General features: G+C 62.7%; 19 protein-coding genes. 10 read left to right on the top strand and 9 right to left on the bottom strand.

Going from position 1 to position 16242, the window contains the following annotated elements:
• Positions 1 to 5: 5 nt before the first annotated feature.
• Genes J2X57_RS09715 through dusA form a run of 4 tightly spaced genes read right to left on the bottom strand, consistent with a single transcriptional unit; the run spans position 6 to position 3517 of the window.
• Positions 6 to 1391, bottom strand: coding sequence for an ATP-binding protein (locus J2X57_RS09715; protein ID WP_308846066.1), 1386 nt, complete (start codon positions 1389 to 1391; stop codon positions 6 to 8).
• Positions 1392 to 1447: 56 nt separating this feature from the next.
• A complete protein-coding gene (locus tag J2X57_RS09720; protein WP_036115892.1) occupies positions 1448 to 2140 on the bottom strand; it encodes a response regulator transcription factor in 693 nt (230 codons plus the stop codon).
• Positions 2140 to 2469 (bottom strand): hypothetical protein, encoded by a 330-nt coding sequence (locus J2X57_RS09725; RefSeq protein WP_309866392.1) that lies wholly within the window; start codon positions 2467 to 2469, stop codon positions 2140 to 2142. Before J2X57_RS09725 ends, J2X57_RS09720 begins: the two co-directional genes overlap by 1 nt.
• Positions 2470 to 2503: 34 nt before the next feature.
• Positions 2504 to 3517 carry a tRNA dihydrouridine(20/20a) synthase DusA gene (dusA, locus tag J2X57_RS09730; protein ID WP_309866395.1) on the bottom strand — a complete coding sequence of 338 codons (1014 nt, stop codon included), beginning with the start codon at positions 3515 to 3517 and terminating at the stop codon, positions 2504 to 2506.
• Positions 3518 to 3611: 94 nt separating this feature from the next.
• Between dusA and J2X57_RS09735 the strand changes: the two genes are divergently transcribed.
• From J2X57_RS09735 to J2X57_RS09745, 3 genes are all read left to right on the top strand, one after another.
• The gene (locus tag J2X57_RS09735; protein WP_309866399.1) at positions 3612 to 4655 is read left to right on the top strand and encodes a site-specific integrase; all 1044 of its coding nucleotides are present in this window, start codon (positions 3612 to 3614) and stop codon (positions 4653 to 4655) included.
• A gap of 602 nt (positions 4656 to 5257) precedes the next feature.
• Entirely contained in the window at positions 5258 to 6586 is a 1329-nt protein-coding gene (locus J2X57_RS09740) for an AAA family ATPase (RefSeq protein ID WP_309866403.1), read from the top strand.
• Positions 6586 to 7452 carry a DUF4435 domain-containing protein gene (locus J2X57_RS09745; RefSeq protein ID WP_309866901.1) on the top strand — a complete coding sequence of 289 codons (867 nt, stop codon included), beginning with the start codon at positions 6586 to 6588 and terminating at the stop codon, positions 7450 to 7452. The genes J2X57_RS09740 and J2X57_RS09745 overlap by 1 nt, the downstream gene beginning before the upstream one ends.
• A gap of 402 nt (positions 7453 to 7854) precedes the next feature.
• On the opposite strand, the gene J2X57_RS09750 is transcribed toward J2X57_RS09745, so the two are convergent.
• Both J2X57_RS09750 and J2X57_RS09755 read right to left on the bottom strand, forming a co-directional pair.
• The gene (locus J2X57_RS09750) at positions 7855 to 8145 is read right to left on the bottom strand and encodes a hypothetical protein (protein WP_309866405.1); all 291 of its coding nucleotides are present in this window, start codon (positions 8143 to 8145) and stop codon (positions 7855 to 7857) included.
• Between the two features lie 122 nt (positions 8146 to 8267).
• Positions 8268 to 8483, bottom strand: coding sequence for a hypothetical protein (locus J2X57_RS09755; protein WP_309866408.1), 216 nt, complete (start codon positions 8481 to 8483; stop codon positions 8268 to 8270).
• Between the two features lie 65 nt (positions 8484 to 8548).
• On the opposite strand from J2X57_RS09755, the gene J2X57_RS09760 reads away from it, so the two are divergent.
• Positions 8549 to 8830 carry a hypothetical protein gene (locus tag J2X57_RS09760; protein ID WP_309866413.1) on the top strand — a complete coding sequence of 94 codons (282 nt, stop codon included), beginning with the start codon at positions 8549 to 8551 and terminating at the stop codon, positions 8828 to 8830.
• Here the strand turns inward: J2X57_RS09760 and J2X57_RS09765 are convergent.
• From J2X57_RS09765 to J2X57_RS09775, 3 genes are read right to left on the bottom strand one after another with little or no spacing between them, the layout of a single operon-like run.
• Entirely contained in the window at positions 8827 to 9522 is a 696-nt protein-coding gene (locus J2X57_RS09765; RefSeq protein WP_309866416.1) for an SOS response-associated peptidase, read from the bottom strand. The two genes, J2X57_RS09760 and J2X57_RS09765, sit on opposite strands and share 4 nt — an antisense overlap.
• A gap of 45 nt (positions 9523 to 9567) precedes the next feature.
• A complete protein-coding gene (locus J2X57_RS09770; RefSeq protein ID WP_309866419.1) occupies positions 9568 to 10605 on the bottom strand; it encodes a phage portal protein in 1038 nt (345 codons plus the stop codon).
• Complete coding sequence (locus J2X57_RS09775) at positions 10605 to 12383, bottom strand: terminase family protein (RefSeq protein ID WP_309866422.1); 1779 nt, start codon at positions 12381 to 12383, stop codon at positions 10605 to 10607. The genes J2X57_RS09770 and J2X57_RS09775 overlap by 1 nt, the downstream gene beginning before the upstream one ends.
• A 148-nt stretch (positions 12384 to 12531) precedes the next feature.
• On the opposite strand from J2X57_RS09775, the gene J2X57_RS09780 reads away from it, so the two are divergent.
• The 6 genes from J2X57_RS09780 (at position 12532) to J2X57_RS09805 (ending at position 16240) form a co-directional block, all read left to right on the top strand.
• Positions 12532 to 13344, top strand: a complete 813-nt coding sequence (locus J2X57_RS09780; RefSeq protein ID WP_309866425.1) for a GPO family capsid scaffolding protein — start codon at positions 12532 to 12534, stop codon at positions 13342 to 13344.
• 39 nt (positions 13345 to 13383) lie between these two features.
• Positions 13384 to 14397 (top strand): phage major capsid protein, P2 family, encoded by a 1014-nt coding sequence (locus J2X57_RS09785; RefSeq protein ID WP_309866427.1) that lies wholly within the window; start codon positions 13384 to 13386, stop codon positions 14395 to 14397.
• A 1-nt stretch (position 14398) separates the two neighbouring features.
• Positions 14399 to 15091 carry a phage terminase small subunit gene (gpM, locus tag J2X57_RS09790; RefSeq protein ID WP_309866429.1) on the top strand — a complete coding sequence of 231 codons (693 nt, stop codon included), beginning with the start codon at positions 14399 to 14401 and terminating at the stop codon, positions 15089 to 15091.
• Between the two features lie 89 nt (positions 15092 to 15180).
• Positions 15181 to 15660 (top strand): head completion/stabilization protein, encoded by a 480-nt coding sequence (locus tag J2X57_RS09795; protein ID WP_309866432.1) that lies wholly within the window; start codon positions 15181 to 15183, stop codon positions 15658 to 15660.
• Entirely contained in the window at positions 15660 to 15884 is a 225-nt protein-coding gene (locus J2X57_RS09800; protein WP_309866437.1) for a tail protein X, read from the top strand. The genes J2X57_RS09795 and J2X57_RS09800 overlap by 1 nt, the downstream gene beginning before the upstream one ends.
• A 2-nt stretch (positions 15885 to 15886) precedes the next feature.
• Complete coding sequence (locus J2X57_RS09805; protein WP_036129268.1) at positions 15887 to 16240, top strand: putative holin; 354 nt, start codon at positions 15887 to 15889, stop codon at positions 16238 to 16240.
• Positions 16241 to 16242: the final 2 nt, after the last annotated feature.

The following is a 16242-nucleotide window of genomic DNA, read 5'->3' on the forward strand; positions in this document are numbered from 1 at the left end:
GATCCTCAGGCGGGCGGAATACGCACGCTGAAACGTGCGCCACCGAGCTCTTCCGAGTGATCGACGTGCAGCTCGCCCTGGTACGCCTTGACGATGTCCTGCACGATCGACAGCCCGATACCGTGGCCCTGCACGCGCTCATCGCCGCGCACACCACGTTGCAGGATCTTCTCGATCTTTTCGTCCGGAATGCCCGGGCCGTCGTCTTCGACAATGAGTTCGAGGCCCGCGCGCCCGCGCACCTTCGCCACGGAACGCGCGGTGAGCAGGACGCGATGCGAGGCCCACTTGAAGGCGTTCTCGACCAGGTTGCCCATCAGTTCCAGCAGGTCGCCCTGCTCGCCCGGGAACGAGACGCCGTCTTCGATCTCGAACTCGCACAGCACGTTCTTTGCGGCGTAGACCTTTTCCAGGCTCTGCACCAGATCTTCCGCATGACCGGCGATCGGCTCGACCGAGGCGATGGTGCGACGACCGGAGGTGGCCGCGCGGGACAGCTGGTAAGCGACCAGCTCGTCCATCTTGCGCACCTGCTCGAGGATGTCGCCACGCAGCGAACGTGCGTCGGCTTCGTTTTCCAGTTGCGAGCGCACGACGGCCAGCGGGGTTTTCAGGCTGTGCGCCAGATCGGCCAGGGTGTCGCGATAACGCGTACGCTGCTCGCGCTCGCTGTCGATGAAGGCATTGAGGCGCTTGGTGAGCACCGTCAGCTCCATCGGATACGGGCCGTCGAGGTGGTCGCGCGTGCCGCGCTCGATATGCGCGAGATCGCTCGATACACGGCGCAACGGCAGCAGGCTCCAGCGCAGCAGGAACAGCTGCAGCAGCATGAGCATCATGCCGAGCATGGCCAGCCAGAGGAACTGCGTCCGACGGTAGGTCGCCACCTGCCGCTCGAACTGATCTTCCGTCTGCGCCATGGCGAACGTCAGCGGCACGCTGCGCTTGTCGGTGCTGTCCAGCGACACGCCGTAACTGAAAACGTAGAGCTTGCCGCTGCGCGTCTCCACCGGCTCGAAGGCTGTTTCGCCGGGCGAGAGCATGCGCACGAAGTCGAAGTCGCGGCCCAGCGCGGAGGACGACTCCCAGCGGAAACCGTCGTTGCCGACGATGATCGCGTACAGGCCCGAGCCCGGCCGTGAGAAATCGGGATGAGGCTGGCTGTCGGGCGTGGTGACCTTGCCGGCGCGGGTGATGTCGGTGCCGGTGATATAGGCGATGGCGTAGTTGTGCAGCCGGTCGTGCATGGCCGACAGCTCGGACGCGTAGTTGGCCTTGTTCTGCGCCAGGCCCGTCAGGCCCAGAAAGGCAGCCAGCGCGAAGCCCGTCGCCAACGCCGCGCGCGCGGCCAGCGACAGCGGCCGGCGTTTGGTCGGTGGAGCGTTATCCATGCGTCCAGCTTACCTCGGGACGGCGCAGCGACTTTGCTGCACCGTCCACGGTTCGCTCAGTCTTCGTCTGCTTCGTTACGCGGAATCGCGAAACGATAGCCGCGACCGCGGACGGTCTCGATCGGCTTGAGCGCACTTTCGGGATCCAGCTTACGGCGCAGGCGGCCGATGAAGACCTCCAGCACGTTGGAGTCGCGGTCGAAATCCTGCTGGTAGATGTGCTCGGTCAGGTCGGCCTTGGAGACCAGCTCGCCCGCATGCAGCATCAGGTATTCGAGCACCTTGTACTCGTAGCTGGTCAGGTCGACCTGACGGCCTTCGACGGTGACCGTCTGCGCCGTGGTGTCGAGCTTGATCGGGCCGCAGGCGAGGACCGGCTTGGACCACCCGCTCGCACGACGAACCAGCGCATTGATACGGGCCAGCAGTTCCTCGACGTGGAAGGGCTTGACCAGATAGTCGTCGGCGCCGTGCTTGAGGCCTTCGACCTTGTCCTGCCAGCTGCCACGCGCCGTGAGGATGAGGATGGGATAGCGCTGGCCGTGCTCGCGCAGGGCTTTGACCAGATCCATGCCCGACAGCTTGGGCAGACCCAGATCGATGATGGCCAGGTCGAAGGGGACCTCGCGACCGAGGTACAGGCCCTCTTCGCCGTCCTGGGCGGCATCGACGGCGAAGCCGTCACGTTTCAGCCGCGCGGCGAGGGTCTCGCGAAGCGGGGCCTCGTCCTCAACGAGCAGGATGCGCATCAATGTTTCTCCTTGTTGTCCCCGGCACTGACGTCCAGGGGCTTGGCGGTTTCGGTTCGGACGGGCACCACGCGGACGTGACCGTCCAGCGTAAGGACCTTGACCCGGTATTCGGTGATCCGGCCGCGCTCGACGAGTCGCGTATCCGCCGACAGCACTTTTCCCCCGGTGTCCTTCTGGACCTTGCTCACGGCCTGCTCCAGCGTCAGCGACTGGTCCGCCTGGGCGGCCATGGGCAAACTAATGCAGAGCGCGGCGAAAAGTAGCGGACGAAACGTGATTTTCATGTCTGGCGCGGGCAGCACGACGGGCAGTAGTCGACCGATCATGCCGAGGGGCGCCCCGCCTGAAGCTGAACGAAACTTAGGCGGCTTGCCGCAAGGGTGCCATCGCGGACTCGATGAGGCCCCAGTCGGCTCCCGGCAGGTGCGAGCCCTCGCTCAGCTGGCGACGGAATCCGCGCGCGCCCGGCTCCCCCTGGAACAGGCCGAGGATGTGCCGGGTGATGTGCTTGAGCTGGGTGCCACGGGCCAGTTCCGCCTCTATATAGATGCGCATGCGATCGAGCACATCCGCCCGGTCCGGCAGCGCCGCGCCGTAGAGGTCCGACTCCAGCCGGGCGAGCACGAACGGATCATGGTAGGCGGCACGGCCAAGCATCACCCCGTCCACATGGGCAAGATGCTCACGCACCGCCTCGACCGTGGTGATGCCACCGTTGATGACGATGGTCAGGTCGGGGAATTCGCGCTTCAGCCGGTAGACCCGCTCGTAGTCCAGCGGCGGAATTTCCCGGTTTTCCTTCGGGCTCAGGCCTTCCAGCCAGGCCTTGCGCGCGTGCACCACGAGAATGCCCACGCCAGCCTCGATCATCGTGGTGGTGAAACGCTGAAGGTCGGCGTATTCGTCCTGGTCGTCCACGCCGATGCGGCATTTGACGGTGACCGGGACATCCACGACGTCCGCCATGGCCCGGACGCATTCGCCGACCAGGAGCGGCTCGCGCATGAGGCACGCCCCGAACTTGCCGGACTGGACCCGATCCGAGGGGCAACCGACGTTGAGGTTGATCTCGTCGTAGCCGGCCTGGGCGCCCAGGATCGCTGCTTTAGCCAGTTCGACCGGGTCGCTGCCGCCGAGCTGGAGCGCCACGGGGTGCTCTTCGTGACTGTGCTCCAGGAGACGTAGCTGATTGCCGCGCACCAGGGCCGCGCTGGTGACCATCTCGGTGTACAGGCGGGCATGGGGAGACAGCAGACGATGAAAGTACCGGCAATGACGGTCCGTCCAGTCCATCATCGGCGCAACCGACAAAGCCCATGGTCCCGAAACACGGGGATTTTGGCTGTCCAACGCGGGCTGGCGGGCATTTTTCATGTTGCACTTTCTCGGGTGTTTTGGAGCAATCTGGGGCGTTTTCGGGCCGGCGGTGTAACATTCGGTGCAACATGGGAAGGAATGTTGCACCGCTATGGGAACGATCCAGACGCGCCGGCGCAAGGACGGCACAACAGGCTACACCGCCTCGATCCGATTGAAAGAAAAAGGGGTCATTGTCCACTCCGAAACGGAGACTTTCGACCGCAAGCAACACGCACAGGAATGGATGCGTCGACGCGAAGCCGAACTGGACAAGATGCGCGCCCGAGGCCAGCTGGGCAGTGCGAAGGATACGCTGGGCGACCTGGTACGGTGGTACCGCGACACGATCGGACCCACGGCCGGCTGGGGACGCACCAAGGCAGCAGACCTGGAGCGCATCCAGCGCTACCCGATCGCCAATCGCCCCGCCGTCGCGCTGACGTCTCAGGACTTCGTAGACCATGTGATGTCTCGGCGCGTCGAGGGTGCGGCCGCGGCCACCGCCGGCAATGATCTAGTCTGGTTTGGCCAGGTGTTGCGGTCAGCTGGCCACTCACGAAACATTCCAATCAGCCTCGAGCCGCTCTCTGCGGCGCGGCACGAGCTCAGTGCGCGCAAGGTTGTCGTCAAGAGCGCCTGGCGCGATCGACGGCTGACCGCTGACGAGGACAAGAAGCTGATCGCGCATTTCAGTACGCCCGACGTGCGGGCGTCCATCCCAATGCTCGACATATACCAGTTCGCGCTAGCCACCGCTCGCCGGCAGGAAGAAATCACCCGCCTGCGCTGGGACGACCTGGAGCGCGAGAAGGGCATCGGCTGGCTTAATGACGTAAAGCATCCCACGCGCAAAAAGGGCAACCGAAAGGCGTTCCGCATGCTGCAGGGCGCTTGGGCGATTGTTGAGCGTCAACCGCGCGGCGAGTTGGTGTTCCCCTATGACGGTCGGTCGATCGGCGCCGCGTTCAGGCGCGCGTGCAAGGTCCTCGGAATCGAGAACCTGCATTTCCACGACCTCCGGCACGAGGCGACCAGCCGCCTGTTCGAACGCGGGTACCAGATCCACGAGGTGGCGCAGTTCACGCTGCATCAGTCGTGGCAGACACTCCGGCGGTACGCCCAACTGCGGCCGGAAGACCTGCCTGAGCGGTGATGACATTCACCATCCCACTTCCGCGCGCTAAATAGGGCCTTTCAAAGTCGTGGCCCTCGGAACAAAGTTATTTAAGTTATGTAACAATCGTTTGACTCGCAACCTATTGCTTAGACTCGTTTTTTTCGCATATTTCGAAAGTTATTTACGAGTTATTTTAAGGTGATTGGATAACTTTTCTTGAAGTTATGTAGCTATCAAATATTGTTGTTTTAAATCAGCGCGTTAGAGAAACATCACTCTCGACATCACTTGGAAATAACTTTGGACGATCTATCGTAACCAATTGTTCCATAGCTCTTTTCCTTGGTTCGTATGCCGGGCATAACCGAAATCACTTCAGCCGAACCCCAGGACTTTGCACCGCCCATTAGCGCGGATCTACGATCACCGTTGTGGCCGCTCAAGTGCGCGCTTGGTAAGCTTTCGGCAGAATTTTGTTGAGAGTCTTTCTCAATAAAATTTTCGTGCTGCCGACACGCTGCACTAGGATGCCGCCAAGTTTGGGCCAGCTCGCCTGGGTTGTTCACGGCTATCGTCGCAACTTGGCACCGTCGGCCTCTTGCATGGTCGACACCGTTTTCATGGACTAGGGGAATGGAATGAAACTGAAAGCTCTGCGCGCTCGCGGCGTGCACGGATACCTGCACTTCGACATCAAATTCAATGACTCGCTGAGCTTTCTGGTCGGACCAAACGGGTGCGGAAAATCCAGCGCCCTTCGTTTGATAGAGGCTCTGATCACGCCCTCACTACAGGACATAATTTCAACGTCATTAGAGGGTGCCACGTTGGAATTTGAGCACTCGGGCGACAAGCGAATCGACGTTTACCGGTCTGGAGAATCACTGTCGATCAGCGCGAGCTGGGTCGATGCTCGCTTCCATATACCTAACGTGTCGCAGATCCGAGATTTCTCAGCCGACGACCCGCGCTCTGCGGCTGATTATCTAACCACTTTCGCGCTGGATAGCGGCGAGGGTGGAGCAGTACTTAAAGCGATCGCTGATATCCCGGCGCCCGTTTTCTTGGGCATTGATCGTCAGCTACGTACAAGACCCGACATTGATTCGAGCACTATGGACGACCTGACTACTCGCGGTGTTCGTGATTACTCCGTCCAGCACCGTTACACGCGGGGTCAAATCATTGACGGACTGCGTGAGTCTCACCTCCTCATCCGAGACGCGTATCGCGACGCTCGGAGGAAGCTCGATAGCGCCCAGGAGCAGCTCCGCACAGAGGTGCTGCTATCCATTTTCGAATACATCGACGCGGGGATCGCTGAAAGCAGCATCGCGACCTTCGGCGAAGCCGATGCATTGCGCGTATCGGCCGACGCTATATCAAAAGCGCTCATTGACATCGGCCTCCCTTCCAGGCGAGTTGAGGAAAAGCGACAGGAATTCACAGATAACGTTCAAGACCTATTTGGCCGCATGGCTGCCGATAGCAAAAACCCGCCGGTGATCGAGTTTTTAATGAATCGCGCGACTCTCTCGCGCATGAAAAACGTCATTGACGTAGTTCAAGATTTCAACGACAGATCTAAGCGAATTTTTGGGCGACTTGACCAGTTCCAGGAATCGCTTAATTGGTTTTTTGCTGATTCCCGTAAGAAAATCGCGATAGACCAGGTTGGGCGCATCGGCATTGCAAGACCAGATTCTAAGCCTGTCGCTCTCCCAAAGTTATCGTCCGGCGAAAAACAGATAATCGTCATGTTTTCCCATATCTTTTTCAACAAGTATGGCTCGCGCAGTCGAATTATCGTGATTGACGAACCGGAACTTTCTCTGCATGTCCGCTGGCAGGAAAATCTTGTCGAGAAGGTGCGGGCGGCATCACCAAATACGCAGCTAATCTTTGCGACCCACTCCCCTGACATCGTCGGAGCTAACGACGACAACTGTGTGGAGATCAACCCGTGATGGAGCGTGCACCGGCCGCAAAGAAAGCGAAAGCTGCAATGTACCGCGCTTTCAACGATATCGACATCTTCGTTGAGGACGATACCAAAGGAACGAGAAAACTTTTCGCCCGATTGTTGTCTGGGATATCGCCCGACAATGTCCGAATCGATACAGTATTTCCCTTGGGCTCGCGAACCGTGGTGGAGAAAAAGTGCGCTGAAGACCAAGCCCCCGGTGGGCGCCCGCGCGTCTATATCATCGATGGCGACATTGACCTTTGCCTTCAACGTCCCGCATCAGGTCTCAAGCGCTTATATCGCTTGCCACGCTATTGCATCGAAAATTACTTGCTCGATGAACGCGCAGTCGCCAAAGTACTCGCATATGAATCAGCCGAAATGGACGAGGCTGCCGTGTCTCTTGCTATTCAATTTGATGCCTGGATGCAAGAAAATTCTCTGCCTTTACGTCGACTCTTCACGGCGTATGCGACTTGCCACCAATTAGCTTGCGCCGAGCGCACGATCTCCTACCCTGTAGATCGGCTCGTCCGACCGGGAAGCAGTGGAGTGGTTGACCCTCTTTTGACGGAAAACCGGATCACGGAACTGCGGCAGGCTTGCGACGCTGAATTCGGAGCCGGCTATTTCGACCGCGTTTTTGCGGATATCGAGCAGCGCCACGCTGCGAAGAGCAATAGGGATTTCTTACTCCAGTTCGTGTCGGCAAAGCACTATCTGCTTCGACTCCTGCGCACGCGCATGGGGAGCGTAGCGCGGTACACGAGGGGGAATGACCTCATGAAGATCAATCTGGCGGAGCAGGTTGAAGCTCGAGACCTGCTCGACGCCCTCGATGTCGCGTTTGCCTCAGTTTCCGCCTAGCCCTCGTCATCCAGGGCGATGAAAACAACAGCGGGTGCATCAAAATGCATCAGCTTTGCGAGTGCCGTAATGCCATTGAGAGCGTTGGCACAGGCTGCATCGCCTGCTTGCATCTGCCGCATCAAAACCAGAGGGAGAAGCGCGCAGGCGAGGAGGGGGGACGACCGCGCGCGCTGGGGTCACACACGCCTCGACCTGGGCCTGCCGGCCCCCTGCGCCGCCCGCCCGCCGCCACGCGCGCAGCGGCCCCCAGGCGTCGCGTCGCGGCCCGCCGAGCGCCGGCGAGGGCCTCAGGCCAGCGTCGAACTGAGGTCGCCCTGTGGGGCTATGGATGCGCTTCCGGTCGGGTCAGACGTTCGTTGGGGCAATACACCGTCCTGCGGTGGGCCCGCGACCCCTCGCTCACGAGCGATCCTCAGCCCCCTTCGGCTTCCGAGGCTTGAGCTCGCCCTCGTGGGGCATGCGCTTTCGCTCAGGGACCGGATAACTGATCGTCCGCTTCGCCGCCCACCGCTCGACCCACCGCTTCGCCTGCCGCTCCGACCCTGCTACTGCCTCGATCGCCGTATCGGGATCGCCATGCGGGAACAGACTGACCCGCCAGGTGCCCTTCCAGTTGGCGTGCTCCCGCACTAACACGAACCGCTGACCGTGCTCGGTCGCGCCGTACTGCTGCGGCAGTGGCGCGCCCATCACATTGTCTCGTTCGAGCCATATCACGGTGGTCATAGGCCGCGGAAGATACGCGGGCCGAATCTCAGATTTGTGGACGGGCTTGCAGTGGTTTCTTAGGAGTTGACGGCAAACCACCGCACTCAAACGACCGGCACTGACTCAATCACCACCTTGATAGCCGCATCAGCCCGGCTGCGGGCGTGGGAGAATGCGAGAGCGGCGGTCTTATGGATCGGCCCAGCTGTCTCGCTTTCGACAACGGCTCCGCTTACATCCACGATCTCAAACGCTGACCTGAAGCCGCCATCTGACACCGCGTGGACGTCGATATTGGCCGTGTAACCACGCTGCGCCATATTCGTCTCCTCTCAGCGACGGCAGGATAGACTCCCTATCTTGCGCGATCGGAAGATAAGCGAACATGAACCCCGTCGAAGAATCCGTCTTGGCCGTAGCAGAAATCGCTCGCGACTCGGCCGCTATGAACGAAGCATTCCTTGCCGGCGACTACGACGAGGCTCGGTTTCGGGCCCAGCTGGTCGTCGCCAAGGCAGACGCCGCCGGGCATCGAGACGTGATGCTGGCTGGAGCCTTTGTGGTGGATCGGCTCGGCCCGGTAGGGAGCGTCCCACGTAGCGGTTTCGCAGCAGGCATGCTCCGCGTTGCGGAAGCGCTGGACGCCGTTACCTACGAGTCACCCTAAAGCGCGATGGGCTCGACCAGCTCCGCTCCATGGTTGGTCGGCTTTCCGACTGCCTTCGTTACCGGGTAGTAGACGAGTTCGGCCTCGGGGACCGCCACCAGCGTTGCGCTGGCCTCGTCGGGCGAGCCCTCGACCCAGACTTGCCATAGGTCTGGCGGGAGGATCACGGGCTGCCGGTCATGGATGTCTCCGGAGACCTTGCCAGGCTCGCCGGTAATGATGGTGAAGGTGTGGGTCCACGGGTCGTCCTGGGACGCCCGCCAGCCCTCCCACAGCCCCGCGAACATGAGCAGGTCGCCGGCGGGGTCGTGGATGAAGTACGGCTGCTTGTTGCCTTTCTCGCCCTTCCACTCGAAGTAGCCGGACGCTGGCACCAGGCAGCGGCGTTTCTTGAAGGCGTTGCGGAACGACGGTTTCGGCGCCGGCACGATCGAGTCCGCCCGGGCATTGATCATCTTCGAACCGATCGCCAGATCCTTCGCCCAGCTTGGGACCAGCCCCCAGCGGAAGGCCTTGGCCTCGTAGCCCTTCTCACCGCGCGACACCACCAGTGCCTTCTGGGTCGGCGCGATGTTGAACTGGTCGTCCCGCTGGTTGATCTCGCTGACGATGTCGATCTCGAGCTGGTCGAGCACGTCCTTGGCCTCGCGGCTCAGGGAGACAGGTCCGAAGGTGGCGTATCGTCCGCACATGAGGCGAGCATCGCGCCCGCCCTGTGTTTTGAATGTCCACGGCGCTCAGGCGACATTCGCCACCGGCTGCTGGAACTTGAAGGCCTCCACGCCCAGCTGGGCGTTCAACGCGAGCATGCGCTTCTGGATCGGCACGATTTCATTGGCATAGAAAACCTTCGTGGCTTTCTCCACGTCGCCGAAGCCGCCCGCATTGGTTGGCACCACGCCGAGCAGCTGGGGCGGGACGCGGTGGGCCGCCAGAATGTCGTCGCGGCTGACGTTCTTGATGGCGGCGAAATCGTCCTTGGCCGCGACCTCGCTCACCGGAATCATCTGCATGCCATCCTTCTTGCCGCCTGGCGCGTAGAAGAACAGGTTGCGGAAATTGCCCGGACCCTTCGAGTTGCGCAGCGCCTCGCGTAGGCCGTCGATATCCTGTGTGTTTGCTGCTGCGTCGGTCAGATACAGGATGAATCCGGCGTGCGACCCGTTGTCGTAGTACTTGCGACGGAACAGCGTCGCCGAGCGGTTAAGCTGGGCCGAGTGGAGCGCGCTGATGTACTCGGGCACGCCATAGATTTCCTGTTTCACGTCGGTGTCGTGCAGGTGCACGACCTTGCCAACGTCGAACGCATGCTCGATGCCTGACTCGGGCACGAAGTAGAAGGCGCCTGGATCGACGCCCACGCGCGTCTGCATGGCCGGGCTGCGCTTGAGCTTGAGCAGTCGGCCTGACAGTGCCGGCACCTCCTCGAGGTAGGCGTTGGCAAAAGCCATGTAATCGGTCGCGAATGCCGCAAATTCGTGCGTCGACAGGAACGAGGTCTCCTGGTACGAGGCCACCAGCAGATTGCGCTTGACGTAGATCGCCGACGCATGGTGTGGCGCCACGCCCATCATGTTCGCCAACCCGCGCGGGTTGATCGGCGGCTCGTACCAGCGACCGTTGTTCACCAGGTCGGAGTACTCCATCAGGCTGGCCCGGTCGATCATCTCCGGCTCGCCGAAGGTGAACGTCTCGAAGCGGCCGCCATCGGCCGCCGGCGCGGTCGATGGCAGCGCGGACGTAAATCGCGGATTGGGACGCTTGCGCTTGGCCATCAGTCGTAAATCTCCATAAAGCTCTGGTTGGACGCCGATCGACCTTCGAGCGGCTCGTGGATAAGGGTGTGCATGACCGCCCAGGCGAGGTCGGCGTGGCCGACGGCTTCGGAGCGGCCCGCTTCAAACGTCACGTGACGGCCGCTGGCCGTCATGGTTTTACGGATCGCCATGAACGCCGCGGCGAGGTCGGTCCAGCCGGCATCCCACTCCAGGCGCCCCTTGTTCATCACATCGGTCGCCTTCATGACCATGCGCGCCTTGACCTCAGGCGAGTACTGGATCGCTCGTGCTGCGGGGAAGAATTGGCGGACGAGCTGGTACACGCCGATGCCCATGCCGGTGGTGTCGATCGCGATATCGGCGACGTTGTACCGCTCGGTCAGCGCCTTGATGGATGTCGCCTGCGCGTCGAAGTCCTGCCCGGCCCACTGAAATTTTTCCAGAACCCGGAATCGATCATCACCCGGCGTCGGAAGCGCCGTTACCGTGCATCCCGACGGGTCACCGCCGGCGGTGCCTTTGGAAGGATCGAAACCGATGCCCACGGGGGCGTCGCCAATGATCCGGGGTGCCTCAAAGCGAACGTCGTCCCAGACGTCCCAGGTGTCCACCATGCATCGCTTGATGAGCGCGAAGGTGAATGCCGCCGCCGCGTCGTCAATGAACTCGCACATGAGCAACTGGCGAAACTTCTCGTCGCTGTAGCGGCGGCGCAGCTGGTCCAGGTCGAAAAGATCGCAGCCTCCGGCCACGGCGTCTTCGATCGTGACGATTTGGCGGTACATGCCATCGGCGCAGCGCATGCCCTTCGATAAGGCCCGATGGCTGACGTCGATATCGATGCGATCGGCCTTCGCGCGGCTGGCGTTGTATTGCGCGCCACTCCAAAACGGGTATGCATCATGGCTGAGCGCCGAGGGCGTCGAGAAGTAGGTTTCTCGCCACTTCTTGTGCATCGCCATGCCCGAGGCCAGCTTCTCCAGCTGTTCGAACGAGTGCACCCAGAAGAATTCATCGAAGTACAGATTGCCGTGGTAGCCCTGCGCGGTGCGGGAGTTGGTGCCCAGGTAGTACAGCTCCGCGCCATTGCCGAGCTTGATGGGCCGATCGCGGCCGCCGGCAAGGTTCATGTCCAGCACTTCGCGCACGAAGTCCTGCTGGTAACCGCGGAAGACGTTGGCCTGTGATCGGCTGGCGGAGAGGAAAATCTGGTTTCGACCCGTCTCCAGCGCGTCGATCAACGCCTCGCGGGCAAAGTAGTACGTCGCGCCAATCTGACGCGATTTCAGGATGATCCGCGTCCGCTCGTTTTGCCCGGCTTCGTACCAGTGCCGCTGATAGTCGTAGCTGGCCTCGAAAAAAGCCTCGCGCAGCTTGGCAATCTGTTCGGGCGTGAACGCGTTTGGCTCGGCTTTCCGCTTCGGATCCTTGTTTCGATTGGCGACGGCAGGGTTGAGGTCGCCCTCGTGCCCGCCAGGTGCCTCATAGCGCCGCACGCGAGCCAGACGTTCCATCTGCCGCCCGAGCAGGTCGATTTCCTTGAAGTCGTGGGGCGACTTGTCCTCTTTCAGAATGAGCATGCACAGGCGGGCGTCGAGGCAATCCTCCGTCCGCTGTAGCGGTGTCGCCGATGCCCAACCCTCCCGTTGTTTCCATGACTCCACCGTCGAACGTGGCTCGCCCAGGCGATCGGCGATCGCCGTCACGCCGTGACCGGCGAAGAACAGGTGGCGTGCCAGGCGGCGCGGATCGATGTCGGGAACGGTGGGCAGCATGGCCGACAGCGTAGGCAGCGGCCACGCCCTAATCCCGCGCGAGATGTTCTTAAAGCCCGGTCCTAGAACAAGCGCTCGTTGCCGCGCGAAAGGGGCGTGTCGATGCTGACGGCCTACTCACACCCATCACGATTCGAGGCACCGCAGCATGGCCGACAAGACCAAGAAGTCGAAGAAGTTCCGCATCGCTACCGAGGGCGCAACCGTCGACGGCCGCACCATCGAGCGCGACTGGATCCAGCAGATGGCGGCCAGCTACGACCCGGCCAAATACACCGCGTCGGTCAACCTCGAACACATCCGCGGCATCCTCCCCGACAGCCCGTTCCGCGCGTACGGCCAGGTCACCGCTCTCACCCAGGCCGACAACGCCGAGGGCAAGGCCGAGCTCTTCGCCGTCATCAGTCCGACGGACGACCTGGTGGCGATGACCGCCAAGGGCCAGAAGGTCTTCACCTCGATCGAGGTCAACCCGAAGTTCGCGCAGACCGGCAAGGCTTACCTGATGGGCCTGGCCGTCACCGACAACCCGGCCAGCCTCGGTACCGAGATGCTGGCCTTCTCGGCCAGCAATCCGGCCGTCAGCCCCCTGACCAAGCGCAAGCAGCAGGCCGAGAATCATTTCAGCGCCGCGGTCGAAGCGATCATCGAGTTCGAGGAAGAAGCGACGGTGGTGAACGATGGCAGCGGCTTCCTTGCCGGCATCCGCAATCTGTTCGCGAGGAAGGCGGCCACGGACGAAGGGCGTTTCAGCGCCCTGGAACAGGCTGTGACCGAAGTGGCCGAGCACGGCACGGCCCAGAGCACGCAGACGGCCAAGCAGTTCCAGACCGTCGATGAGAAGACCGAGGCGCTGACCAAGCGAATCCAGGATCTCGAATCCAAGTTTGACGCCGCCCCGGGCAAGACGGTCGAGCGCCCGCGTGCCGATGGTCCCGCAACGGTTGTCACCGACTGCTGATCGCGCTTCACCCACCCTCCCCCGCCCCCTGAGGATTCCATGCTCAATCCGACCCGCCTTGCCTTCGCCGCCTTCTGCGCGCAGCTGGCCACGCTCAACAGCGTGGCGCATGCAACGGAGAAGTTCGCCGTATCGCCCACGATCCAGCAGCGCCTGGAAACCCGCATCCAGGAGTCGAGCGACTACCTGAGCCTCATCAACATGATCGGCGTGACCGAGAAGTCGGGTGCGAAACTCGGCCTGGGCGTCACCGGTCCGGTCGCCAGCCGCACCGACACCACGCAGAAGGATCGCAACCCGCGTGACGTGTCCTCGCTGACCGAGCAGCTGTACAACTGCGTCAAGACCGATTTCGACACGGCCTTTCCGTACGCGCTGCTCGATGCCTGGGCGAAATTCCCGGACTTCCAGAACCGCCTGCGCGACGCCATCATCCAGCGCCAGGCGCTCGATCGCCTGACGATCGGCTGGAACGGCAAGAGTATTGCCCCGGCCACGGACCTGGCCGCCAATCCCCTCCTGCAGGACGTCAACAAGGGTTGGCTCCAGAATCTTCGCGATGGCGCTCCCGAAAACGTCATGGCCACGGGCAAGAAGCAGGCCGGTGAAGTGCGCGTGGGCCCTGGTGGCGACTACGAGACGCTGGACGCACTCGTGTACGACATCATCGTCATGCTCGACCCCTGGCATCAGCAGAACACCGGCCTGCGCGCCCACGTGGGCCGCAAGCTGCTCCACGACAAGTATTTCCCGGTGGTGAACCGTCAGCAGGGCGCTCAGGACGAGCTCGCCTCCCAGCTGCTCGTCAGCCAGAAGTCGATCGGTGGCCTGCCGGGCCTCGTCGTGCCGTTCTTCCCGGACAACGCCGTGCTGGTGACGATCCCGAAGAACCTGTCGCTCTATTACCAGGATGGCGCCCGCCGTCGCCAGGTGATGGACGAGCCCAAGCGCGATCGCATCGCCAACTACGAGTCGAGCAACGACGCGTACGTGGTCGAGGACCTGGGCGCCGCCGCCCTGGTGGAAAACATCGTCATCGGCAAGTGGGCCTGACATGACCTCGCCCGCGCTGGCTCACAAGATGCGCGTCCTCGCTGCCCGGGCTACCGCTAACGCGGTGCCCGGGCAGGTGGTGGACCGCCATACCTCCGACGCCCACCGCCTCATCCGCGCCAAGCTGGATGAGGATCGCCGGCGATTGAAAGCCATCCAGTCCCGGGAAGCGAAGATCGCTTTGAAGCGCGAACTGCTGCCGGACTACGACGATTACGCCAACGCAGTGATCGGCTCAGGCGTCGGCGTGCAGGACGAGGTGCTGTCCTACATCATGACCTGGCGCATCGATGTGGGTGATTTCGACGGCGCCTTCGTGATCGCGAAGTACATCATCGAGCACAAGCTTTCCACGGCGGAGCGCTTCAAGCGCACCCCTGGCACCTTCGTTGCCGAGGAAACCGCCATCGCCGCCCTGCGTGCCTACGCCCGCCAGGAGACGTTCCCGGTGGCCACACTCGAGGCGGCCCACGAGCTCACCGAAACCTGCGACATGCCGGACCAGGTGCGCGCCAAGCTGCTCTTCGCCACCGGCCGCCATCTGATCGAACACGATCCTTCGCGGGCCATTGCGCTGCTGCGCAAGGCGGTCGACCTGCACGAGGCGGTCGGCGCCAAGAAAGATATCGAGCAACTCGCCGCGCGCCTGCGCCGCGAAGGCTCCAACGAACCGCCGTCGTCCGACGGCACCTGAGCTCCCCCCGGCGCACGGCGGCACGGGTGGCGATCCAGCCTTTCAGGCCCCGGTGACCCACCCGTCCACCGCCGTTTTAGGAACCTCGCATGTCCAGCCTTATCGCCAACGGTGGCGCCGCCCCCGGCAGCAACCCCGCACCTGAGCCGCCCGTCGGCAATGACGGCTTCTGGCCGGATATCGACGTGGCCCAACTGCGTGCGGCATCACGCCTGACCGGCAACGTCACCCCGGAACGGCTTCGTGCCGCCACGATCGACGCGGTATTGAGCGTCAACCAGGAACTGGCCGTCTATCGTGCGCGCATGCGTGCCGAGGGCTGGGAGCACGCCGCCGATATCGGCGAGACCATCGCCGGTGCCAGGGCCCTGGTGCATCGGTACCAGCGTGCGGTGACCAGCACCGTGCAGGCGAGCCTTGCCGAGAGTTACCGCGACTGGGACAACACCCGCGCCGGCGACTTCCGTGCCGACTTCGAGTCGGTGGCGGCGGACGATTTCCGGCGCAATGCGCGCTGGGCCATCTCCGACATCCTGGGTGTGGGCCGCTGCACCGTGGAGCTCATCTGATGACCGCCGAGGCGGACGTGGTGCGTGCCCGCCAGGGTGACACCGTGGACGCCATCTGTTGGCGCGAGTTGGGCGCCACACGCGGCGTCACCGAGCAGGTGCTGGAACTCAACCGCGGCCTTGCCCAGCTGGGCCCGATCCTTCCCGAAGGCACCCTCGTCAAGCTGCCGGCACGCGCAACCGTCGCGCCGGCGGTGCTCCCTCTTATCAACCTGTGGGATTGACCATGACCGAACCCGCCACCACCGCCCTCGCGCTCACGGCTACCGCCGCCACCGCCACCGCGGCGTCGGCCCTGGTGCCTGGTGTGGACGCCAATGCGCTCATCGGCGCCATCGCCGGCGGCGCGCTGTTCGTCACCAGCGCCCGTGACCTGTCGCTGCCAGTCCGCGCGACCTACTTGCTGGTCAGCATCGCCGCCGGCTATGTCGCCGCCCCCGAGGTCATCCAGCGTCTACCGCTGCATAGCACCGGCGTGGCGGCTTTCCTGGCCGCCACGCTCGCCATCACCGTGACCACCCAGATCATCGATCGCGTCAAGGCGTTCGATTTCACCAGCATCCTCAAGCGCGGAGCCTGATC

The sequence above is a fragment of the Luteibacter sp. 1214 genome, from assembly GCF_031455395.1.
GTDB lineage: Bacteria > Pseudomonadota > Gammaproteobacteria > Xanthomonadales > Rhodanobacteraceae > Luteibacter > Luteibacter mycovicinus.